At 33.6% G+C, this 23,352-nt stretch carries 18 protein-coding genes and 11 pseudogenes; 7 read left to right on the forward strand and 22 right to left on the reverse strand.

Going from position 1 to position 23,352, the window contains the following annotated elements; all coding sequences use genetic code 11:
- Nucleotides 1-46: 46 nt before the first annotated feature.
- The gene (locus M3L71_RS05275) at nucleotides 47-1,450 is read right to left on the reverse strand and encodes an NAD(P)H-dependent flavin oxidoreductase (RefSeq protein ID WP_280143300.1); all 1,404 of its coding nucleotides are present in this window, start codon (nucleotides 1,448-1,450) and stop codon (nucleotides 47-49) included.
- A gap of 134 nt (nucleotides 1,451-1,584) precedes the next feature.
- Between M3L71_RS05275 and coaE the strand changes: the two genes are divergently transcribed.
- Nucleotides 1,585-2,163 carry a dephospho-CoA kinase gene (coaE, locus tag M3L71_RS05280; RefSeq protein WP_280143301.1) on the forward strand — a complete coding sequence of 193 codons (579 nt, stop codon included), beginning with the start codon at nucleotides 1,585-1,587 and terminating at the stop codon, nucleotides 2,161-2,163.
- Here coaE and M3L71_RS05285 read toward each other — a convergent pair.
- The 8 genes and pseudogenes from M3L71_RS05285 to M3L71_RS08605 form a co-directional block, all read right to left on the reverse strand.
- Nucleotides 2,153-3,337, reverse strand: a complete 1,185-nt coding sequence (locus tag M3L71_RS05285) for a ribonuclease D (protein WP_280143302.1) — start codon at nucleotides 3,335-3,337, stop codon at nucleotides 2,153-2,155. The genes coaE and M3L71_RS05285 overlap by 11 nt on opposite strands.
- Nucleotides 3,338-3,421: 84 nt before the next feature.
- Complete coding sequence (locus M3L71_RS05290) at nucleotides 3,422-4,741, reverse strand: dihydroorotase (RefSeq protein ID WP_280143303.1); 1,320 nt, start codon at nucleotides 4,739-4,741, stop codon at nucleotides 3,422-3,424.
- A gap of 107 nt (nucleotides 4,742-4,848) precedes the next feature.
- Nucleotides 4,849-5,613 carry a TomO hydrophobic C-terminal domain-containing protein gene (locus M3L71_RS08600; RefSeq protein WP_280143304.1) on the reverse strand — a complete coding sequence of 255 codons (765 nt, stop codon included), beginning with the start codon at nucleotides 5,611-5,613 and terminating at the stop codon, nucleotides 4,849-4,851.
- A 203-nt stretch (nucleotides 5,614-5,816) separates the two neighbouring features.
- Complete coding sequence (locus M3L71_RS05300) at nucleotides 5,817-6,020, reverse strand: ankyrin repeat domain-containing protein (protein WP_280143305.1); 204 nt, start codon at nucleotides 6,018-6,020, stop codon at nucleotides 5,817-5,819.
- Nucleotides 6,017-6,874, reverse strand: a complete 858-nt coding sequence (locus tag M3L71_RS05305; protein ID WP_280143306.1) for an IS630 family transposase — start codon at nucleotides 6,872-6,874, stop codon at nucleotides 6,017-6,019. Before M3L71_RS05305 ends, M3L71_RS05300 begins: the two co-directional genes overlap by 4 nt.
- Nucleotides 6,875-6,921: 47 nt before the next feature.
- A pseudogene (locus M3L71_RS05310) lies at nucleotides 6,922-7,409 on the reverse strand (transposase); the annotation flags it as partial.
- A 427-nt stretch (nucleotides 7,410-7,836) separates the two neighbouring features.
- Nucleotides 7,837-8,766, reverse strand: coding sequence for an AEC family transporter (locus M3L71_RS05315; protein WP_015588425.1), 930 nt, complete (start codon nucleotides 8,764-8,766; stop codon nucleotides 7,837-7,839).
- A gap of 254 nt (nucleotides 8,767-9,020) precedes the next feature.
- Nucleotides 9,021-9,579: pseudogene (locus M3L71_RS08605) on the reverse strand (GNAT family N-acetyltransferase).
- Between the two features lie 97 nt (nucleotides 9,580-9,676).
- Here M3L71_RS08605 and M3L71_RS05325 point away from each other — a divergent pair.
- Entirely contained in the window at nucleotides 9,677-10,168 is a 492-nt protein-coding gene (locus M3L71_RS05325; protein ID WP_280144152.1) for an MFS transporter, read from the forward strand.
- Complete coding sequence (locus M3L71_RS05330; protein ID WP_280143308.1) at nucleotides 10,168-10,704, forward strand: MFS transporter; 537 nt, start codon at nucleotides 10,168-10,170, stop codon at nucleotides 10,702-10,704. The genes M3L71_RS05325 and M3L71_RS05330 overlap by 1 nt, the downstream gene beginning before the upstream one ends.
- A gap of 474 nt (nucleotides 10,705-11,178) precedes the next feature.
- Here the strand turns inward: M3L71_RS05330 and M3L71_RS05335 are convergent.
- A pseudogene (locus M3L71_RS05335) lies at nucleotides 11,179-11,967 on the reverse strand (Mur ligase domain-containing protein); the annotation flags it as partial.
- Nucleotides 11,968-12,019: 52 nt separating this feature from the next.
- Here M3L71_RS05335 and M3L71_RS05340 point away from each other — a divergent pair.
- From M3L71_RS05340 to M3L71_RS05350, 3 genes and pseudogenes are all read left to right on the forward strand, one after another.
- Nucleotides 12,020-12,641 (forward strand): annotated as a pseudogene (locus M3L71_RS05340) (IS6 family transposase).
- Between the two features lie 163 nt (nucleotides 12,642-12,804).
- Nucleotides 12,805-13,473 (forward strand): septal ring lytic transglycosylase RlpA family protein, encoded by a 669-nt coding sequence (locus M3L71_RS05345; protein WP_349292694.1) that lies wholly within the window; start codon nucleotides 12,805-12,807, stop codon nucleotides 13,471-13,473.
- A 348-nt stretch (nucleotides 13,474-13,821) separates the two neighbouring features.
- Nucleotides 13,822-14,128, forward strand: a pseudogene (locus M3L71_RS05350) (IS4 family transposase); the annotation flags it as partial.
- A gap of 12 nt (nucleotides 14,129-14,140) precedes the next feature.
- Here the strand turns inward: M3L71_RS05350 and M3L71_RS05355 are convergent.
- The 12 genes and pseudogenes from M3L71_RS05355 to M3L71_RS05410 form a co-directional block, all read right to left on the reverse strand.
- Nucleotides 14,141-14,332, reverse strand: a pseudogene (locus M3L71_RS05355) (transposase); the annotation flags it as partial.
- A 104-nt stretch (nucleotides 14,333-14,436) separates the two neighbouring features.
- A pseudogene (locus tag M3L71_RS05360) lies at nucleotides 14,437-15,251 on the reverse strand (IS630 family transposase); the annotation flags it as partial.
- A 142-nt stretch (nucleotides 15,252-15,393) separates the two neighbouring features.
- A pseudogene (locus M3L71_RS05365) lies at nucleotides 15,394-15,924 on the reverse strand (phage portal protein); the annotation flags it as partial.
- Nucleotides 15,925-16,226: 302 nt separating this feature from the next.
- A complete protein-coding gene (locus tag M3L71_RS05370; protein ID WP_280143311.1) occupies nucleotides 16,227-16,493 on the reverse strand; it encodes a type II toxin-antitoxin system RelE family toxin in 267 nt (88 codons plus the stop codon).
- Nucleotides 16,490-16,747, reverse strand: a complete 258-nt coding sequence (locus tag M3L71_RS05375; protein WP_280143312.1) for a hypothetical protein — start codon at nucleotides 16,745-16,747, stop codon at nucleotides 16,490-16,492. Before M3L71_RS05375 ends, M3L71_RS05370 begins: the two co-directional genes overlap by 4 nt.
- Before the next feature lie 37 nt (nucleotides 16,748-16,784).
- Complete coding sequence (locus tag M3L71_RS05380; RefSeq protein ID WP_280143313.1) at nucleotides 16,785-17,018, reverse strand: gpW family head-tail joining protein; 234 nt, start codon at nucleotides 17,016-17,018, stop codon at nucleotides 16,785-16,787.
- 199 nt (nucleotides 17,019-17,217) lie between these two features.
- Nucleotides 17,218-17,805: pseudogene (locus tag M3L71_RS05385) on the reverse strand (transposase); the annotation flags it as partial.
- Nucleotides 17,806-18,296: 491 nt separating this feature from the next.
- A complete protein-coding gene (locus tag M3L71_RS05390; protein ID WP_280143215.1) occupies nucleotides 18,297-18,632 on the reverse strand; it encodes a transposase in 336 nt (111 codons plus the stop codon).
- Between the two features lie 32 nt (nucleotides 18,633-18,664).
- Complete coding sequence (locus M3L71_RS05395) at nucleotides 18,665-19,315, reverse strand: IS110 family transposase (protein ID WP_280143314.1); 651 nt, start codon at nucleotides 19,313-19,315, stop codon at nucleotides 18,665-18,667.
- A gap of 117 nt (nucleotides 19,316-19,432) precedes the next feature.
- Nucleotides 19,433-19,819, reverse strand: a pseudogene (locus M3L71_RS05400) (IS110 family transposase); the annotation flags it as partial.
- 347 nt (nucleotides 19,820-20,166) lie between these two features.
- Complete coding sequence (locus M3L71_RS05405) at nucleotides 20,167-20,925, reverse strand: cell division protein FtsQ/DivIB (RefSeq protein WP_264374656.1); 759 nt, start codon at nucleotides 20,923-20,925, stop codon at nucleotides 20,167-20,169.
- Nucleotides 20,906-21,859, reverse strand: a complete 954-nt coding sequence (locus M3L71_RS05410; RefSeq protein WP_280143315.1) for a D-alanine--D-alanine ligase — start codon at nucleotides 21,857-21,859, stop codon at nucleotides 20,906-20,908. Before M3L71_RS05410 ends, M3L71_RS05405 begins: the two co-directional genes overlap by 20 nt.
- A 370-nt stretch (nucleotides 21,860-22,229) precedes the next feature.
- On the opposite strand from M3L71_RS05410, the pseudogene M3L71_RS05415 reads away from it, so the two are divergent.
- Nucleotides 22,230-23,339 (forward strand): annotated as a pseudogene (locus tag M3L71_RS05415) (IS3 family transposase).
- Nucleotides 23,340-23,352 lie beyond the last annotated feature (13 nt).

Consider the following 23,352-nt stretch of genomic DNA (forward strand, 5'->3'; position numbering starts at 1 on the left):
GAATTATTATAACAGAGTAACGTTTTCTTGTCAATTCAACCATACCCTAATACCCAGTTAATATCCTTTCCACCAATTCTTTTACTGTCGGTACGTAGCCATTCTCATAAAATGGGTCTTGCTTAAATCTGTACACATTGTGTCCAGAAAACATGAGTTCATTTTCAACATTGCCGTCATGTACAATGTTTTGCAGTGTCTTTTGTATACAGAAACTCCGTGGTTCTGGCTTTCGCCCTGTTGAATGGTCACCATGATCTTTCCAATTGCTAAACAGACAATGGCTTAAACATCCCATGCAATTAATTTGATCTTGTCTTATTTCCGCAAATTTGCCTGGTGTCACAAAAATAACAGTTGTATCTGGAGTTTTCATTACCTCTGTATACCCTGCTTTAATCCATGCATTTGCTAGCTCTTTGTCTTTTACAGTGAGGTAAATCTTTCTACCTCTGCTACCCATTGCAAATTCATTATTAAACTCTCCACTCGCACTTTCTGAAAATTTTATTTGACGTGAATTTCGTTCCTGTAGCTCATGTATGAAGTTATTTTTTACTGCAGATGAATAGAATCCTGTTGGACTAAATTTGTTTAAAAATACATCACCTTCTTCTAAAGTAAGTAACTTCTTTTTCCATTCTGTAGAAATCTGACTTTCTTTTGTTAAAAGTGGACGAGTGCCAAACTGAAAAGCTATTGTTCCGATTTGTAAATTGTCAAACCAATGTTCCCAATCCTTCAAATGCCATACTCCCCCTGCCATAACAATTGGCGTTTCAGCAAGACCAACCTCGTTCATGAAAGATCTAAGCTCTGCAACTCTTTCAAATGGAGCCTGCGGTAATTCTGGGTCTTCACTATTACTGAGCCCATTGTGACCACCAGCAAGCCACGGATCCTCATATACTACTCCACCAAGTAAAAAAGAAGATATTTTTTGGTAAGCACGTTTCCACAACGCTTTAAAAGCGCGCGCCGATGAGATAATAGGGTAGTAATAAACTTGATATTTAGCTGAAATTTCTCCAAGCCTGTAAGGCATACCAGCACCGCAAGTGATGCCATGAACTAAGCCTTTTGCTTTTTCTAATATGCCATGAAGGACTTGTTCTGCTGCTCCCATTTCCCAAAGCACGTTCATATGTATTCTTCCACGGCCCTTTGATATTTCATTCGCTATTTTTGCTTGACTAACTCCAGCCTCAATACTATACTTGATTAACTCTTCGTGCTTTTCATTTCTTGTTTTACCTTTATAAATTAGTGGTACCAGCTCGCCATTGTCATCGATAAGTTTAGCATTTGCACCAGAAAACGTACCAACAGCATCCGCTGCAGCAAATGCCCCACTTGATCCTCCATCACTGATTGCAATACCTTTACCGCCCTCAATGATTGGCCACACTTCTTTCCCTGAAATCACTATCTTTTTTATCTTATCTTTCAAAATTTCCTCTTAATCTTTCACTCTATTTTACTTAATTACTAAAAAAATAATAGCTTTTCTTTTTATACCTATGCATTCAGTTTTAAATAGGCATAGGAGATGCTATAAATATAGTTTTATAAGAAATTTGCTATATGATCATAGGTTTAACAGGTGGGATTGCAGTTGGAAAGAGCTTTGTAGCCAATTGCTTTAAAGAATTTGGTGCCGCTTTGTTTGATTCCGACTCTGTCGTGCACCAGCTTTATAAAGTGGACAAAAACATAATAAGTTATGCAGAAGAAAAATTTCCCGGGGTAGTAGTAAATGGAAAAATTGATAGAACAGTATTGTCTAAATATTTTTTAGCACATGATGAAAATTGGAAGCAATTCCAGTCTTTAGTACATTCCGCTGTGCGAAATGAATTAGAATTTTTTATTGATCATGAGAAAGAAAACAACAGAAAACTTCTAGTTCTAGACATTCCACTCCTGCTGGAAACGAGATTCCATTTGTATTGCGATTTTATTGTTTTTATCCATGCAGATAGCGTTGTGCAATCTCAAAGGATTAGTGAGCGTAATATGGATAAAGAAAAGCTGAATCTAATGTCCAGTATTCAGCTACCTATTGAAGAAAAAAGGCAAATGAGTAACTTCATAATCGATAGCAGCGCAAATGTTTTTTCTCAAGTGAAAGACATAATAAACTCGTTAGACCTCAGCACGTGATACGGTTATTTTTCACGAGATTACTCCGAATTTTAGCTATACTATCAGCAGATTTTACCATTAAAATCTCAAACCTTGAGCCTTCGTTCAAAAATGATTCAACTGACTTACCGAAAAAATCATATCTCCACCCCTTGAATAGTTTATCTATCTGCCCAGATATTGAACCAGCTAACTCATCTTTTGATGAAACTAACTTTCTTGATATGTTATTTTCCTTACATTTGCTCTCTAAAATAATCGAGAGTATATCAAATACAGATTTATCATAATTATCTGACAGAGTATAATTTTGCTGCACAAACTCCTTCTCATTCTCATTAAAAATATTCATAAATTCTAATAAATCTTCCTCTTTTATATTTTTTGTGTTCCTCTCAAGATCATCTAAAACCTCGTCAATACTCTCCACATTTTTTTCAATAAGACCAATTATTACAGCATTATTAATTACTTTATTGCGATTGATGTTATAGCGTTGTGCTAAAGTCTCTTGCCACTCACTCACTGCTTTAACAACTAACATTAGCCTCGGATTTGCTTCATAGTTAAATTTAATCCTCCTCCATGCATCTTTTGGACTATGCAAATACTTATTTATATCAACCAATAATTCCATCTCTTCTTGAAACCAACTCATCCTATTACTTTCTTCAAGTTTATTGCACAATATTTGGTATAGATCATATAGATATACCACGTCGTTTATTGCATAGTCTAGTTGATCCTCAGACAATGGACGCCTTAACCAGTCTGAATTTTTAGCTTTAATTTTATCCAGTGCTATTCCTTGATATTGCTCTACTACTTTTGAATAACCAATAAAGTCATGATAATAATGGCAAAACATAGCAGCAACTTGGGTATCAAAAATAGGAGTGGGAACACATTTAAACACAGTGAGTAAGGATTCTATATCCTGCCGGCAGCTATGAAACACTTTGATTATTCCCTGATTTAGCATCATTTTCTTAATGAATGATAAATCAATTTCTGGCACTAATGAATCTACAATAAAACTCTTCTCTCCGTAAGAAATTTGAATTAACGATAATTTTGGGTAGTAGGTTAAATTATTTCTAATGAACTCCGTGTCAATTGCTATAAATTTTGGATCTTTTTCCATCAATTCTTTACATGCATTTTCCAGTTCCGATGTCGCACTAATTAGCATATATTTTTTATTCAGTGGCTATATTTTACCACTTATATTAAATCTTTACAATTGATTGAAATTGAGAGCACAATTGTATAATAACTAACTCTTCTGTAAATATACAGTTTTGCCAGACACAACGGTACGTACTACGTGCCCTTTCACTTTGCGTCCACCGAAAGGAGAATTCTTTGATTTACTAGCAAAGTTGTCAACTTTAATTTCCCATTCATGATCCAAATCAACTAAAATTAAGTCCGCTACAAGGTTTTTCTGTATGCGGCCACGTGGCATATGTATGATATCTGCAGGCTTATATGTCAATTTTGCAAGCACATCAAGTAGACCCATTTGTCCACTATGATATAGTTCAAGTGAAAGGGGTAGCATTGTTTCAAGGCCAACAATACCAAATGCAGCATTTTCAAGTGGAAGATCTTTAGAACTAAGATCATGCGGAGCATGATCGGTTGCAATGCAATCAATCAGACCTGTTTTTAAACCTTCAATCATAGCTAAACGATCTTCCTCAGTACGTAGTGGCGGATTCATTTTTGCGATTGCCCCATGTTGCTTTACTATATCTTCAGTTAAAGTAAAGTGATGAGGAGTTACTTCACATGTAACATTTAATCCCAAATCTTTTGCACGTTTAATAGCATCAAGTGAATCTTTTGAAGAGACATGTAAAATATGATAGTGTACATTTTCTATGTCCTTCATTAGCAGTATATCACGAGTCACCATGACCGACTCTGACGCACTCAAGATTCCCTTTACTCCCAATTCTTCAGAAATCTTACCCTCGTTAATTGCGCCACCAGCAGATAGATTCAAATCCTCTGCGTGTTGAGCAATAGGAACACCAAGCATACTTGAATAAAGCAGTGCCTGTCTCATAATCGTTGGATTCATAACTGGCATACCATCATCGGTGAACCCAACTGCACCTTCTTCCTTTAAGAGTGCCATTTCAGTTAATTTTTCTTCCGAAGTGGTGATTTTAGCGTAAAATTGAACATTCACATGCGAAGTTTCAAATGCTCTATATTTCAAATACTTAGCCAAGACAACACTATCAATCGCTGGAACAGTGTTTGGCTGGCAAACTACAGTTGTAACGCCCCCTGCAGCTGCAGATTTGCTGCCTGTATGTATAGTTTCTTTATGCTCTTGACCTGGTTCACGAAAATGCACGTGAATGTCAATAAGACCTGGCATTAGAACAAGCCCTTCACAATCTATTGTTTCATCAACTCCACTTGTTGAAAATAATGATTCGCCAAAATCAACAATTTTATCCCCTTCAGTCAATAATGAACCTTTTATATCAAGTTTAGTTTCCGGGTCAATAATACGAGCATTGGTATACGCAATTTTATAGCCTTCCTTTTGCCCTGTCTGCAATAAATTCAAAATCATATTTGAGTATCAATTATAAAATAAATCTAAAGTTTTTTTAGTAAAACACAACCAAATTAAAGTGATGATATAAAACTAGCAATAATAAAGAATATTTAAATTAATACTCAAGTAGCTATTCTATAACTACCATTTTCGATTTCAACGTTATTAAGTGCGGTATTTGCGTTATAAGAACAGTAACATCCTACTGCAAGAAAAGTTAATGCAGCTACAGCAAGCGAAACACACATTGCTAAATGAACCATTGTTAGACTTGTACCAACAGCAAATGCTCCAGATAACACAAAAGAGGCAGAGGCATAGTTACTTTGCCTTCTATTATAAATGCTTGCTTCTGAAAGTTTTCTGTTTTTGTTCTTTGAGTCTTGATTTTGAGCTTGAAGTTCTAATCTCTCTTGCCTTAAATCCCTTTCTAACTGTGAAATTTTGTCAGTGTCTATTGTTCTTTCACTTACGACCCTATTCAGCTCTTGCTCTTTTTCTGTAAGTTGAGCCTTTGTTCTTTCAAGCTCATTTCTAAGGTTTTCGAGCTGCTGCAATTCTTGAGCAATCAAATCGTCGTTTATTTCCGGGGCAATATTATGTACATTTGCTGAAGACTGTTCCACAGTTGCAGGGAATTTTTTATTTAGATATTCTCTGACAGGATTAAAACTTTTAAGCACCTCAATAACAATTTGACCATTCATAAAGCAGTTATCTTCTACTAATTTTTTTACATCATCCAAATCTTTTCTATTAATAGCATCAGTTAATCGCTCTTTCATAGCTTGTTCAATGATTTGCTTCAATCTTGAATTTTGCTCTATAGCTGGTATTGGTTTTATTTGACTAAAATCTAGCTCCTTATGTTTTAAAAGTTTTTTCAATACTTCTTCGTTACTTTCTGTTATTCCTTGTAAACATGATTTGATAATCAGGCTAAGTGGTGTTTCTATTTCTCCATTTGAATTTCTTTTCCAACAATTAGGGTTGAGTTATTGATTTAATAGTTCTTTTGCTCGGTCAATATTTCTGTTAGAAAGAGCATTCAATAATTGTTTTCCTGTTTCTGCTTTTTGTATTTCTATGATCAAATGCTCAGCACGATTTTTTTAGCACATTCCTCAGGATCTTGAAGTCTTTTATTTAGTAGATACATCATTATTCTCGGATGACTTAGTAAGAGTTGTAACACTTTCCTTTGTTGAAAGGACATTGCTAGATGCAAAGCTGTATTGCCATAACCTTTTTCTTGAATATTATAGCTCTTTTCATAATAGTCCGGAAAGTTCATAGAAAAGCAGAATCAACAGCATGACGAAAAGATGTGAATAGAGGGATGTTTTTCCTAGCTCTATTTTTTATAGCAAACCAATGATGCTCAATTTTATTGAAATCTGGGGAATACGTAGGAAGATACAAAATTTCAGCACCAACTTCTTTAGCAAGTTCAGTAATCTTATTAGACTTATGAAAAGTAGCATTATCAAGGATAACAGTTTGTCCAGGTTCCAAAATCGGTGTCAAAAACTGCTCAAACCATTTATTAAAGATATCCATATTACAATGGCCCTCAAATGTTAACGGAACAACTATTTTTCTACTATTTAGAGCTGCAATCATGCTAATTCGTTGAGTTTTCTTTCCAGATTTTAGGGCATAAAATCGCTGTCCTTTCTGAGAATATCCATAGGGATAGTCTTCGGTATTATCAATACCAGATTCATCTATATATACTAAGTTTTGAGGTTCTTTCGTTGCTATAATTTTCAAAAATTCAGCACGTTTTTCTTCATTCCTTTCTTTGTATCCATATGTCTTTTTTGCGTGTGAGTCCAATTTTTTAAGAGCTAGATGAATCGTTGGGATACTAACATTACTCCAAAGCTTAGCCATTTCCGATAGAGTTTTTCCACCATGTTTTTTGGCAAATTCAGTAAATTTATTCCAGTCGGTAATTTTATGATTATAACCTCCATTTCCAAGTTTTTTCGACTGAAAATCTCCTGTTTCTTTTTTTCTTTGCTGCCACTCCCATAATGTAGTTCTTCCAATTTTAAATCTTTCTGCTACCGTTTCTCTGCTTTCCCCTTCGTCTAGTACCTCCATTGCTTTTTTTCTTAAATCATAACTATATGCTGCTGGCATACTTACCTTCACTACTATAAACTCTTATTTTAAACCGTTTGTACCATTATGAAAAGAGCTATAATTTTACGATATCCATAACGGCAATCAGAAGCCAAATATACTTCTTGAATCAAATTTGCTACTTCACTTTCGTTATTAATTATAGGCCTATAATATAGGCTAGATCTGCAAATCCCCAATAAATCAGCATGTTTCCTAATTGACAGATCAGAATCTTTTTCTATAAACCTTACTCTATCTTTTTTGCTTATTTCAGTAATTTTTTTTTCAAATAGCTATTTTCCACTGTCAATTCTCCTATTACTTTATGTAAACTTTCTATTTCTTGCGCTAAGATTCTTTGTTTTCTCGCACTTTCACTTTCTTCAACAAATAGGTCTTTTAACCTTGCCAATACTCTATCACGCCAATCATATAGATTTGTTGATGGTATTTTATATTCACTACATATCTCAGCTGTGCTTTTTTGATTTTTTATTGCTTCCAAAGCTATCTTTGCTTTTAACTCTGGTTCATATTTTTTTGTTTCCATTCTTTTACCCCTTTACCTTCCTACTCGGATCAACCATTTTTTTGTCTAGTTTATGGGGTGAATTATAAACAATATGCTTCCAAATCTTATTAAGTTTAGTTTTCCCTTTAGTATTACTAATGATAACAAAGATATGGAAATGTCAAGCGAATACCTATTCGGTTAATAGCATCATATAGAAAAAGGCAAGTTACATTTATTTGTTGCTGCTCATAGAACATCCAAATTCAACTACAGACCTGCTAAAAGGTGTAGGAAATCTTACTGCTATTGACATTATTGCGAAAATTCCATCAATTGATAACTTCCTATTCTGTGTAAAAAAATAAGAAAGGAGAGGAAAAAAGGATTAGTTTCTTTTATGATTATCCAAGAAGTCTAGTCTAAATTCAAGTTTTGTGAATAGGCCTAGCGCTTAAATTTTTGATCAAAAAGGGACAAGTTTAGTAAAAAATAATGATATTATAAGTGGAACATAAAATAGTCCCACTGCAGTACTAATTAGGAGCAATAAAGTAGCTTTATCTGGTTGGTAATTTAAAATATTAGCAAGTATTATACTGGATCCAGAAATCGGAATAATAGCCAGTAACATCAGTGCTTTATAGATGCTTTCATCGTATATACCTGTAACATGCTTGTCTAGCAAGACAATTCCCAAAACAAATAACGGCCAGAATATGTACTTTGCTACAATAGTGGTCAAGGCAAGCTTCCAATCTACTTTAAAATTTGTAATTTGTGCAATACTTACTCCAAGCAGCACCATTCCTAATGTGATAAATGTACTTCTGATATTTATCATAACATCTGTCAAAAAAGTGGGTATTTGTATATCATATATACTTAAAAAGAAACCTAGAATCATTGCATATAATGAAGGAAGTTTGAGTAACTTTAATACGCATTCTTTTGCAGTATAGATACCATTTGCAGCTATATAAAATCCCAAACTATTTTCAAATAGTGCCATTCCTATGTAACAGACAACATACACAGACACTGAATCTTCATCAAATAAAGCCATGGCAATCGGTAGACCAAAATAACCCATACTTGTGCTGCCCGAGCTAAATGCTAATATGTTTCTCGTGTTGTCCTTAAATAAAAAAGAAGAAAGATAATACACTGATAAGGACATAGTACTACCTATAAACCATATCAAAATCGGCAGAGAAATTACTTTTAAATTAACTTCTGTATGAGATACTCCGTATAAAATCACTATTGGATTAGCTATATAAAAGAGTATTTGAGATATAGTATTTCTATCAATTTTAAGATATCTTCCTGCTAAGTAACCAATAAGTATTGTAATGTAAATAGGTAATATTTTTAGGAAAAGAGTAAAGAACATACTAGCCTATTGTGATATCTTTGCTGATAAAGTGATATTAGATTTTAAGGTATTGTAAAAGTAAGTAAAATTTATTTTCCAATTAATCAAGTTCATAGTTAGTTAAAAAAAGATTCACTGAGTGCCAAAATTTGTTCTTATATAGGACTTAATAATGATATTTTTATGATTAAATTATGTTAAGTTTGTATAAAGCTCCTTGTATATTTTTATAAACCACTTGTAGTAATTTAGGTAGATTGTTGAAAAAACACTCATCTTGAATGGTTCTCAGGAATTCTTGCCTTAATCATTAAAATCGCACTATTACCTTCCATAATTTTTTTTAAAGCCAACTTTTTCGTAAACACGGATTGCACAAACATTTGCTATACCTGGGTCGACAAAGGCATTCTCATAAACTTTAAAGACAAATTTGTTTAAAAATATATTCAAAGCTTGTGAACCAACTCCTTTACCTACATAATTCAGCTCTCCGATATACCAGTCTATAGCAGCACAACTTTCTGGAAGTTCTAAAGTGTTATAGACCTGTTCAGGTGGGAAATCATGTTTGTTGTAATATTGAATATAACCAATATCAACTCCATCACAATTAATAATGAATGCGTGCATTGGTTTTTCAATAATTTGTGTCTTAGATTTCAAACGTTTGAATCCTTTAACGTAGTTGCTATATTTTTTCTCAATTAACTCTGGTGTCCAATTTATATCCGCATCCCACTACTTCTTTATATGGTGTGTTTCTACCCATTTTAATAATAGTGAAAAATGTTCTTCTTTCAACGCTTTAAATGTGATATTTTTATTCATTAATTAAAGATTTTAAGTTTTACTACCGTTTTTATTAATTCTATCTCTAATTGCTAAGTTCATTGAAATTGATATTTCTGTACCTAGTTTTCCTGATATAGTACGCTATTTTAACGTACCGGAAGGCACAATTCAATTAACTATTGCTTATAATTTTTTAGGCGTTTGCATAGGAGGGTTATTTTTTGGTCCATTGTCTGAATGCTATGGCAGAAGAAGGATGATGATCATAGGCAACACTTTGCTACTCATCGGTGCTGTTGGCTGTGTTTTTGCGCTGTCAGTTTCTTGGCTTTTAATCTCTCGCTTTATTCAAGGCATTGGTGTTAGCACATCTGTAGTTGTGTTTGCAATTATTGCAGACAGCTATAAAGGCAACGAAGCAGTAAAATTTATTGTAATCATGAATTCTATTCTCACAGTTCTCATAGCAATTGCACCAGTATTAGGCAGTTTCATCAACAAAATTGTTGGGTGGCGTGGCAACTATGCAACTGTTGCAATACTTTGTTTCATCTCTTGGGTCTTGCTGCTTTTTATGTTACCAGAAACAAAAAAGGACCGTGATATTTTTAGTCTAAAAAAATGATGAAAGACTATAAAAAATTATTATCAAGTTCAAAATTTATGGTGTTGTCTTTGGCACAGAGCCTTTTTTCTGCGGCTTATATGTCATTCATTACTTGTGGCCCTTTTTTGTATATGGAAACTTTTGGTTTATCCAGCACTATTTATGCGCTACATCAAGGTGCAATGGTTGGGTCTTTCTCACTAATTAGCCTGTTTTCCAGTAAGATCTTAAAGAAACTTGGAGCAATTTGGTGTGTAATTTCCGGTACAGGCGTAATTGCTATTGGATCCCTATCACTTTTAATATTCAGTATAATCATGCCCAGTGCTTACTACTTAGTAACGCTGTCTATGGCTATTTTTTGTATTGGCTGTGGAATTTGTCAAGCAGTCATTTTCAATGCATCATTAAATATTTTCCCTGAAATGAAAGGCACAACTTCTTCTACAATTTCATTTATTAGAGCTTCTATCATGGCTATTTTTATCGGCTTAACAAGCTACGTTTACGATGGTCAAGCAACCAGTGTGGCTATTCTTGTTTTTTTGCAGTAGTTCTAATTTACTGTCTATTTATTGTTTTCAAGATCTGGAAAAATCTACAATCACCATATAGATCCTTCTCATTTCTAGTTATTGCGGTAATATGTATTGCAATTTTGCCGACTGCTCTAAATGTATCTCTTCCACATCACCTAGTCTATATTAGTTAACAAGTATGAGCTTGCTCATGCGTCTAAAATTTGAGAGCCAACTTTCAACAATCCAATCAAATTCTAACTTTCTTTAAAATACTGTTTCTTGCTGTTTTTATACCCTAAAAAATTTAGCTTACTTTTGCGCTAGTTCGTTCAAATAGCATTAGTACGATTTACTTTTTTTGGGATGTAGAGATTTTCTAGGGATTGTCTTCTTGAGTTCTATAGTATTTTGTTCAACATTGAAACGAGAGTCCCGTTTCAAGCATTGAAGTGACGAATCAAAAGCTGCTTTTATCACATCCCTATCAACTATTTGAGTAGTTGACAATGGAATCCAGTTATTTTCGTTTATACTAATCAATACATCAAATTCTATGCTATTATTGTGTTGTTTGACGTTGCTGGCTCTAATCTTATCATTCCCAAACCCAAACGTTATAGAATTATTCTCATCATAATTGACGCTTGCAGAATCAGGTAAAACCGCAAAATCCGCGTTGTTTACAAATCGAGAAAATGCATTTTTGATTTCGTTAAATGTACCGTAATGGTCTATATGGTCGTCATTAATACTTGTTACAACAGCAATATTTGCAGGAATTTTTAACATAGTTCCATCAGACTCATCAGCCTCGATTAAAAAAATGTCACTCTTGCCAAGTTTTGAATTACTCTGATAGGAGTTTAATACTCCTCCCACAATTAAAGTAGCATCAGTACCAGAATGATCAAAAATGGAAGCAATCATAGCTGTTGTTGTTGTCTTGCCACTTGAACCAGAAACAGCTATCACATATTTACCTTTCATAATTTTAGCCAGCATTTCTGACCTATGCAAAACTGTTTTATTGTTATTTCTTGCTGCAACTAGCTCCACATTATCAGGTTTTATTGCGGAAGAATGTACAACTATTTGAGCTTGTCTAATACTACTTTCATCGTGACCAATATAGACCTCTATACCTAATTTTTGTAACCTATCTATATTGTCGTTTGATCGCGTATCACTGCCTTGAATTTTATAACTGGAATTATGAAGAATTTCAGCAATTGCGCTCATTCCAATTCCACCTATACCGATTATATGTATTACTTCTTTTTTAGGGTTCTGTCGCATTTGTAGGGAAGTAGAAAGAAGAATGATATAACTGTCTAAAAAAAAAGCAAAGATGTTTCGTATCAATCAAAAATTGTTGCCATATTTCAAAGGATTTAGCTTTTCAGAGGATGTTATCTGTATACATGAAATGTCGATTCTCTTTGAGCTATCGAGATTTGGAAGAAATGATGAGTACAAGGGGAGCAAAATGCTACGTTACAAAGGTGGGTTATCACCACTGATAGATGAGGCAGTAAGGAAAAGAAAGAAGCAGGTTGGTAGTAGTTGGAGAGACTTACATTAAATTAAAGGGTAAATGGGTTTATTTATATACTGTACTCTTGTGTGTTAGTAGAGACAAGTCTTCAGCACTTGCATTCTTTCGTAAAGCCTTCAGGAGTAACTGTCTTCCTGAGAAAATTGTAATTGATAAAAGCGGCAGTAATACTGCTGCTCTTGATGATTTGAATGAAGAAATTTCTGAAGATTACAGTTCTTCAAATAAAATATCTAAATAATATTGTTGATAGATTTATCAAAAAACTAATAAAGCCAATGCTTGGGTTTAAAAGCTTCCATTCCGCAAAGATTACCATCACAGGCATAGAAAATATTCGTATGATTCAAAAAAGACAAATTATTAAAATAATGTTTCTACTTTTGAGAATTTTGCTATGTTAATGGCTTCATAACTCCTATAATCCTACCTTTAATGATCTTCTTTCCTATGGTTTATAGATGCAACAGAACCTTTTTTAGTGCTGTGCATATTTGGCAATAGACGTTTACTTATTACTAAATTTATTATAGTATAATTTAAAATCCTCATGGTATCGAACCATTTCACTAAGTACAATGATAAAAAAACTAGCCTTTCTATGTCTAATATTCGTTTTGATGAGTAGTTGTAGTTTTAGCAATAGGTGTAATCACACTGCAGGTCATTATAAAATTGGCAATAGCTATACAATAAATGGTATCACCTACCACCCAAAATACTGTAGCTGTTACGAAGAAGTAGGAATAGCATCGTGGTATGGAATAGAAGATCATGGCACAATTACAGCCAACGGTGAAGTGTTTAATCGTCACTTGATTTCTGCAGCACATAAGACCTTGCCCCTACCCTGCTTTGTTCGTGTTACTAATTTAGAAAATGGAAGAAAGATTGTTATAAGAGTTAATGATAGAGGGCCATTTGTTGAAGGTAGAATAATAGACTTGTCAGAAAAAGCAGCACAAGTTTTAGGACTTCATAAGTCTGGGCTTGCGAAGGTAAAAGTCGAGTACTTAAGAAAGAGGTCAGAACAATTGATACAAAATACTCCTCATTACAAAAGGCAATATGAAAAAGAAATGCAGAAACGTCACCCAAAACAAAACAATGCAGAAAGTAAGGGATATGTAGCATTTTTTGTAAACGCTCAAGTAGCTAAATCAGCTGCATCAAAGCTTCGTAATCAAGGAATAGAAAATGTTAGATTGCTTTTCAAGAATGATCAATATTGCGTAAAAGTAATTTAAAACCTGCATTACAGATTGTGTAGCATGCCAGAAACTATTTGACAAATGAGAATGTTCCAAAAGCATGTGCGTCAAGTTGAGAAACTATCGTGAAATATAGCAATATTTAAGATTGGTATTTTATTTGTTACATTTCAGGTAGTGACAGCTACCTAAGCTAGAGCTGTAAAAAATAATCTACCACTCAAGAAATTTCATTAAAAAAATAGCATAATCTTATTTCTCGGGAGTGTTAAATAAACCATACGCGTCAAGTTAAGGAACTGTGGTAATAAACTTAGTGTAAGGAAGAGAAAAAAAAGATATAAGTTCTCTTAAATCTAACAAAGAAAACGGAGAACTTATACAATGAAAAGAATGGTTTGCATCTCAAAAAAAGCTCAAAGAATTTTTTAATGAAAAAGCAGATAAAATCTCAGCTACAACAGGGTTCATAAAAAGAAAGAGGAAGCTAAAAGGCTCGTAGTTCATAAAAGCCATCGTTTTGGGTAATATAGGGGTTGATAATTGTAGTATAGAGACAGTGTGTCAATTATTGAATGAAGACTCGATAAATATAACAAAACAAGGTCTGGACTTTAGATTTACCAAGGAAGCAGTGGAATTTATGAAAAGAATGTATAATGAATCTTTAACGTTACTTAAAAATACCTTATACCAAAATCCATTACTGACGGAACAAATAAGAAACATTACAAACTCGTTTAATAGTAGTACTGGAAATATTGACAATAAAATTACACAAAACATCTTCAAGTAAACCTATGGTATCGTAGATACTATTGCGTAAAGTATTGTATTTGATATATTGCCACAACCTTTCAACAGGATTCAGTTCCGGTGAATAAGGAGGCAAGTATAGCTCTTTTCACAATAATCCGAACGTATCGTAATACGCTACTGGCCCACTATCGTCATAAATACATATCTTATCACGTTCGAACTATTATAAGAAAGGCTATATATGATGGTAATGTTTTCCTGAATTTTCAAACTTTTTGATCTATGCCAACTTGCACAATCCATTACAAGAAAGGCTTCTTTCGTGCCTAAATCTTTCGACATCTGCTCCAGAAATATATTCATACAATCAGTGTTTACATATGGAGCAAGTAGGCTAATTTTCTTACCACTTCTTGGATTTACCGCACTTTAGATATAGAAATTTTGTCTACCAATTTTCATTTTAACCTGCGTTCTGACCCCTTTTTTAAACCATCCGTGTCCGATTTTTGAATGAGTCCCAAATCGTGATTCATCAAAAAAAACACCTCCCTTTTAGGGTGGAAATTGACTATTTTATTGAAGTATCTTTTAAACTCTTCTTGCTTGTTTTTATCTTGTTTATGGTGCATTGGCCTCGGTGTTATGTAAGAAAATTTCATCCTTTGTATCTCACGGTGCACTGTTGATTTGCTGATGTTTAGGGCAAATTCCTCTGAGATTTTTATTTGTACTTCCTTAATAGTAATATTTGGATTTCTTTCTACCCATATTTCAATTTGCTCACGTTGATTTTTGTTTAATTTGCTTTTTCTTCTCCGCTGAAACGGGGCAAATAATTTTTCTACTCTACCAAATTTTAGATGCTTTATCCATTCAGTCAAAGCAGTCCTTGAAATTTTACATATTCTTGCCACAGCGCTTATACTACTTTCTTTTCCTGCTATCACCGCTTGTAACTTTTTTGAAACATATGCGTTATTTCTTACCTTTTTTAACATTTCTTTCGCTAAATTTACAACTCTTTCGTCTAATAGTTTTGACCTTAATGCCATTTATACCTCGCTATTTCACTTACTCTAGTATGACTTTTTCCCCATTATTCTCTATCTGTTCTTTCTATAGCGGGAATTGGTATTAGTAAAGCAACCAAATTTCTGAACGCGTTGCTCATCTCCTCCTTCAGGTACACACACATCTATAGATATGTAAAACATCGTTTGCTGGTACTCTCACTGACTCTCCAAACGAACCTTCTCCTGGATGTCCTCTAAATAAGTAATATGCCTCTCTTTGATCAAGCTTGTTAAACTCAATCCCATTTCTTATTACATTACCATTTCCTAAAGTTTGATTTGTTTTATTATCTAAATGTTCAGACTCAAGTACTTGCAGTTGTAATGGCACAGAAAATCTATCTTCCAGCTTTCTCGTTCTTAAACGTACAAAACATTCTCCTCCGTCTATCATACTTCTGCATACTAGAGCTTGTAATCCATAAAAATCACTTATTCCACAGCTATCTTCTTCATCTGTCCATTTTAGCCATAACTCTTGCACTTTCTTTCGAAATTCCCCATTCCTTGCCTTTGATTGTGGTTTTATTCCTGTTCCAATAGAGTTACTTACTATTGTATCAATAATATTTGCTGCATATGGATTTTTTCTCACCATATCACGTGATCTACTACGTAAAGTTTCAAGGCTTTGAGACAGCAAATTGTTTATATAGCTCTTTTCACAATAATCCGAACGTATCGTAATACGCTACTGGCCCACTATCGTCATAAATACATATCTTATCACGTTCGAACTATTATAAGAAAGGCTATACTTCCTAACTCTGGTTGAAAGTGAAAAAATCTTCTTCCTGACCCTGCTGCATCCCACGCTGAACTTTTGATTTTTGGCTTGTGGAATAATTGCTTGAACGATTTTAATAACATTTTGCCTCTTTAATTATGCAGGAGGTTGTTGCACAAATTTGAGTGATTTTATTTCAATTTACACTTCAGTAAGTTTTGCTTTTGCTATCTTTTATAAATTGTATCTCTATGTCCTATTTCGGTGATAATTACTGTATATTCTAGTTTAGCTGTTTTGTAAATAACCCTGTAATTACCTACCCTTAGTCTCTTACTACCTACTAACCTACCACTCAATGGCTTACCAAGATTAATTGGGTCAATTGTAAGACGCTCATCTATAGCTCTTCTTATTCTTGATCTTATTGTTGGTGGTAAAGTAAGGAAATCTTTCTCAAGAACCTTTTCCGAATAGATAATACTGTATTTCACTCATCTTTAATTGTCTTTGCAGATAATATTTTATCCCAATCAACATCCTCATTTTTCACCGTCTTTGCATCTGGGACATCACGTTCTTTTATGATTTCAGCCATCTCTTTCTCTGCCTCAAATTCTTCTTTCACAAGACACACTAAAACTTCTGGTATAGTTTTATTCCATGCTTTTGCAACCTCTATAAGATACTGGGCAAATTCACCTTCAAAACTTACACTAACATTGACCTTTTTTTGACCTTGAGCCATATAATTAACCAGAAAACAATCATAAACTATAACATTTTTACATAATTTTGTCAATCCCTTTACTCGTTGAAAAAACAATTTTCCTCTTTGGCTTCACACCTGCAACTTTTAACTCAGCCTTAATACGTTGTCTTAAGTTTAGTAAATCATTTATATCTACTTCAGCATATCTCACAACATGGTCACCATATGCAATTGATACTACTCTTTCGCCACTCTGAAGCTTCTTTATTGCTTGTTCAACTTGAAACAAATACTCTTCGTTATACATTTTTCAACCACTTACTCTGTCTCATCAACTATGTTTTTTAAAAATTTTTTATTTGTGTAATTATGTAACTTTGTTCAATCATGTTGACAATAAAAACCTATGTGTCGTAGAAATAAAATTTTATATCAAACAACTGCCATAACAATTTCTGCTTAGCTAATGAATATGTGCTTTAAGTCTGTGCGGACGCACATATTCATTAGCCAATTTCAGTTACCATTGTGAGAGTATGCAAATTAATTGCTTCTTTAAGTCTTGCATTAGCGATTACTATAATTTTTCGCATTAGAGCTGTTATAGCTACCATTTTCTTCTTACCACTTTCAACAAGCTTGGAATAAAAGGCACCAAGTACAGATTTGGACCTTGCAGCAGACATCGCAGCTGTAAAAAGCTTTTTACGGACATTACTTCTACCACCTATAATCCTTCGATAACCAACAGCTTTACCACTTTCCCTAGGATGAGGTGCAACTCCAGCAAGACTTGCTACTTCCCTTCTGTTTAAGCAACCAAGCTCTGGTATTAAACACAGAAAATCTTGTGATAACTTTTTACCTATTCCAGGAACTGTTTTAAGGATTTTTTGATGTTCTTGTAACTCATGGCTTTCATCAATGATTTTTTGTATAGCATTATTGAGTTCATCTATTTGGCCATTAAAGAATTCAATAGTTTTTTGACAACTTTCCCTTATATGGTCGTTTTCAGGTGCTTCCAGTCTACATTTTTCCTGAGTTCTCATTTGCGTGATGTCATCACGACGTTGACAAAGTGCAACCAAGGTTCTCTAATTGCGTACAAGTCAACAATAATTTTCACATAGATCAAAATAGCATATTTCCTCCATAATCCTTGATATAAATTAAAAATAGCATGCTTCCATGGTTCTCTAATTGCGTACAATTCAACAATAATTTTCACATAGATCAAAATAGCATATTTCCTCCATAATCCTTGATATAAATTAAAAATAGCATGCTTCCATGGTTCTCTAATTGCGTACAAGTCAACAATAATTTTCACATAGATCAAAATAGCATATTTCCTCCATAATCCTTGATATAAATTAAAAATAGCATGCTTCCATGGTTCTCTCCGCGGTCTGATATGGCTAGTTTAATTTTAGCCAAGCCGCACTATACTTGTTAGGGCGGAAGTGGATGGCAACATGTTGTTTACGAAGTCTACGCTTCAACCATAGCTCTTGCTTATCCCTTCCATCGGCATTACTATCTTTACTTTCAATAAAATTATTGTCCTATACTCCTTTAGTGTTTATTGATAATAAAATTCTGTTTTATCAACCAACATTCTATGCATAATTAAAGCTAGTTTTCTTGCTAATGCAACTACTGCTTTCTTTACACCCTTCTTTTTTGCAAGCTTTATTCCCCAGCTTTTTAATTTGAATTTTTTCTTGCTAACTGTCAGTATTGTATGCGCAGCTTCATACAACATATTTCTACATTCTACCGGTCCCATCTTTGATATGCTACCATGACGATTAACTTCTCCAGAAGCGTACTGTCTTGGCGTCAATCCCATATAGGCTCCGACTGTATCAGATGTTTCAAACCTATGTGGATTATCAATTGTAGCCTTATACGTCATTGCTACTATAATACCAACTCCTGGTACAGTAGTTAATAATTTGCAATCTTCGTCTTTCTTGCCTTTCTCTGATAATATTTTATCAAGCTTTTTATTGATTCTTCTATTATTTCCAAACTACAAACTAATGCTTCAATTGAATCCTTACTGACTTTATCTAGATCTTTTATTGCTTCTTGCACTTTTAAAGAAAAGATTACAATCTTTGACTTCTTGCCAAGATTTATTCCGTATATCTTCAATAGCCCTCTTATTGTTCCCATAATTTGCTCTCTGCAATACATTAACTGCCTTCTACTTCCGAGCGTTACCTTAACTTGACAAGACTCATCTGATTTTACTAATACCTCTTTATACAGCCCAGCTCTCATCATTTGTGCTATACCCCTTGCATCATTTTTATCGTTTTTATTGATTCTCGCAGACAATGATGCTGCCATATGCCTCGCATCTACACAAATTACTGGTAATTCAAAGCTCCTTAACTCTTTGCACATCGATATTGACAATTGCCCACTTTCTATTCCTATGGATTCGTATTCTCTGCTTTGACTAAGCAGAAACTCAGCTATTGCACTGCTCTCACTTGCAACAATTTCTTCTTTAACAATTTTTCCTTTCTCATCAACGATACTTACAAAAGTTTCTTTGAGTGACAAATCTAATCCGCTATAATATTTCATAAGACTACTCCTACTGTAAAGGTTTAAATTATTTTTGAAGAACAGATTCATTGAACTTGTTACTTCGTGCTAAAATAATGGAGTATGTCTCTCCATCATTCAATCGCAATTACAGTATGTTGATTGTTTTTCAGAAGTAGGTACAAATAGAGAGAGAGTTCTATGGCGTTCAAATCCATATTGAGCAAGAGCCCTTGCATCTGATTTATCGGATTTTGCTAAAGTTCCGTGAGATAAAATAAAACTTTTTACTTTGCGGGTATTAGCTCGATGTACAGTGATATTCTTGTCAATAAGAAAATTCGACAAACCAAGCTCATATTTTCCTGTATTTTCTAAAGTCACTAAAGAATTAGGTAAGATATCTGAGAACTTTTGACACAATTGTTGCCAACCAGAAGTATTATTGTCAAATTCGACAGCATTCTTCTGCTTGTGAACTGCAACAACATTCTTGAATTTTCCGATGTCAATACCAATAAAATTTTGATGAGATCTAACCATGATAACCTCGATAGTTTTATTAATTTAAGATTGTAAACGGGTGCATATATATGTCCCACACAACTATTCAAACGTATCGAGGGATAGGGCTAGTGTACCTTGATGAACACGGTTGTAATACCAAATTTTTTTTCGGTCGCACAGGCCCGTGATAGTCCTATTCCTATAGTGAGTAGGGCTATCTTTCCCTCTTATCTCTTTTATATCACATTTTTAACTTACAATATTTTTTTGTTGCCATTCTTTTACCCCTTTACCTTCCTACTCGGATCAACCATTTTTTTGGTCTAGTTTATGGGGTGCATTATAGGGCTACTTGCATGAAATTAAAAGGAGCACCGAGCAGATCACTTCTTCACAAAGATCTTATCAGCAACACGCATATCAATTACGCTCCAATTGCTAAAAGTAAAGTCGGTTGTATTTTGCAAGTGGCTTAAATAATCCCATGCGCTATAAGGATTATCTTCAGGCAATTTTACTGTGGCACTGTTATCGAGTATGATATTCCATCTTCTATTGCCTACATAAACACAAGAAGAAATATGATCACTTAATTGAGTTTTCCTCTCTAGTATATCTTTAATGAATTTTAGGCTTGATAACGAATTTTGTCCTTTGATTATAACGAGGTTATCTATCTGGTAATCATCTACGATTACTTTACCTTCAGAGTCAATTACTGAAGTTCTGTTATCATCTTTCCAAAGAGCAAAAGGTTTGTGTTCATTTACATCAATGCGTAAGGTGTTGGGTAAAATCCTATAAATTCTTACATGTTTTATCCATTCGCTTACAGATTGTATATTATCTGTTAGTTTTGAGAGTGATACATACATGATAGGTTGTGTTCTATCTACTAAACTTAGAATGTCCTGTTCATTTGTAAATTTGTTTCCAGTAACGGTTACTTTGTCGATTGAAAATCCATTGCTAATTAATAAGCTCGATAAGCGATCGTTACACCAAGTAAAGTAGTAATTGAATCGATTTGTTATTTTATCAAGTGAACTATAAAGTACTAGTGTAAGGAAAAGTGCAGTTATAATCATGAAAGCACACTTGCGCAAAAAACTCCTTTGGCTTCTAGTAACATTGTTCAACATCGGCTTGATCTCTAATATTCTTGTGGTGTAAACTGTCTTTGACAATAATTTTAATTAATTCATTAAAATGAATTCCTTTTGTCAATTTTGCAATTTCTGGTACTAACGATAATTCAGTAAATCCAGGATGTGTATTAATCTCAAGCATTTTTAAAGTGTTATTTTGAGGATTATAACGGAATTCTGAGCGGGAAACAGTTTTGCATCCTAAAAATTGATGAACTTTTAGTGCGTGTTCCAAGGTCATTCTATATATGTTGTCAGGAATTTTAGCAGGAAATATATGTTCTGCAAATCCATCTGTATACTTTGCTTCATAATCATAGAATTTATTTTTTGGTCGTATTTCCATAGTGCCAATTGCTTCATTCAGCAACACAGCAGTATGTAACTCTATACCCGGTATGTATTCTTCTATGATCATCTTTTCCATTATAGTAGAACTGTTATTTTTCAGCTCTAAGTAATCCTCATGTGAGAAAATCATGTGTACTCCAATGCTTGAGCCTTCGTTAATCGGTTTTAAGACGTACGGATAATCAACTTTAATATTATTTTTTAGCACATCTTCTCGACTAATTACATAACCTCTTGGAGTGTCGATATTAAGAGAATGGAATATATGCTTTGACATCACTTTATTCATAGCAACAGCCGAAGCCATAACTTCTGAGTGTGTATATTTTATACCTAAAATCTCCAGTAAACCTTGAATACAGCCATCTTCACCATAAGGTCCATGTAGAGCAATAAAAGCAAGAGCGGGATTAGTTTTTTTAAGCTTTTGAGCAATGTTGCTATCAACATCTATTTCTATTGAATTATATGAAAGGCTATCAAGCGCCTTCTTTACTGCTTTTCCGCTCATAAGCGATATTTCTCTTTCGCAAGAAAATCCACCACTTAAAATTGCTATAGTTGGAACCATAAGCACCCTAATATTTTGCTATATATCATATATAAAAGATACTTTTATCTTCAATAGAAAAAACGCTTTGAAAAATTCCACAGCTGTACAGATATTGCAATTTGCAGGTGGCAAGTAGTTTTATGTAAACTGGTTCCTTTGTGATCAGACACCAGATTGCAAGTAATACATTGGGTTTTGCATTATAGAATAGGGTTATTGCAAAACATATTTCCTTCAAACGCAAATGGTGTCCCTATATCCTATTGTAACGATAGTTACTTCATGTTTTTGGTGTCTGTATAATACACATCGCCAACTCTTAGTCTTTATAATTCACCCCATAAACTAGACAAAAAAATGGTTGATCCGAGTAGGAAGGTAAAGGGGTAAAAGAATGGAAACAAAAAAATATGAACCAGAGTTAAAAGCAAAGATAGCTTTGGAAGCAATAAAAAATCAAAAAAGCACAGCTGAGATATGTAGTGAATATAAAATACCATCAACAAATCTATATGATTGGCGTGATAGAGTATTGGCAAGGTTAAAAGACCTATTTGTTGAAGAAAGTGAAAGTGCGAGAAAACAAAGAATCTTAGCGCAAGAAATAGAAAGTTTACATAAAGTAATAGGAGAATTGACAGTGGAAAATAGCTATTTGAAAAAAATTACTGAAATAAGCAAAAAGATAGAGTAAGGTTTATAGAAAAGATTCTGATCTGTCAATTAGGAAACATGCTGATTTATTGGGGATTTGCAGATCTAGCCTATATTATAGGCCTATAATTAATAACGAAAGTGAAGTAGCAAATTTGATTCAAGAAGTATATTTGGCTTCTGATTGCCGTTATGGATATCGTAAAATTACTGCTGAAATCATAGCGAGTGGGGTAGTAGTCAATCGCAAAAAAATCTTAAGAATTATGAAAAAAATGAAGATTAGTGGGCTGTATTGTAGAAAAAGATGTAATACAAGTATTAAAGAAAAAAGCATAAAATATATCCTTATCTACTCAAAGATTTGATTATTTGTAGAGTTAATCAGGTATGGGCTACTGATATAACATATATTATGGTAGAAGGTAAGTTTGTCTATTTTGTGGCAATAATGGACTTGTATAGTCGCTATATTATTGCTCATTCATTATCACCATATCTCGATGCTGGATTTTGCCTTTATACTCTCAAAGAAGCTCTAAAACAAGGTAAACATGAGATTTTTAATAGTGATCAAGGGGTACAGTTTACTTGCTACAACTTTATTACGGAATTAGAGCATGCTAATATTAAAATCAGTATGGACCATAAAGGACGTTGCTTCGACAATATATTTGTTGAGCGCTTATGGAGAACTTTAAAGCAAGAAGCTATATATTATTATAGACCAAATAGTATCAGAGATTTGAATCTTATAATAAATGACTTTGTTGGTTGGTATAACTATAGAAGGCTACATCAGACTCTAAATTATAAAGTTCCTGCTGATCTTTATTATCATAAACAGTAAATGAATATATTGA

The sequence above is a fragment of the Wolbachia endosymbiont of Frankliniella intonsa genome (assembly GCF_029856955.1).
GTDB lineage: Bacteria > Pseudomonadota > Alphaproteobacteria > Rickettsiales > Anaplasmataceae > Wolbachia.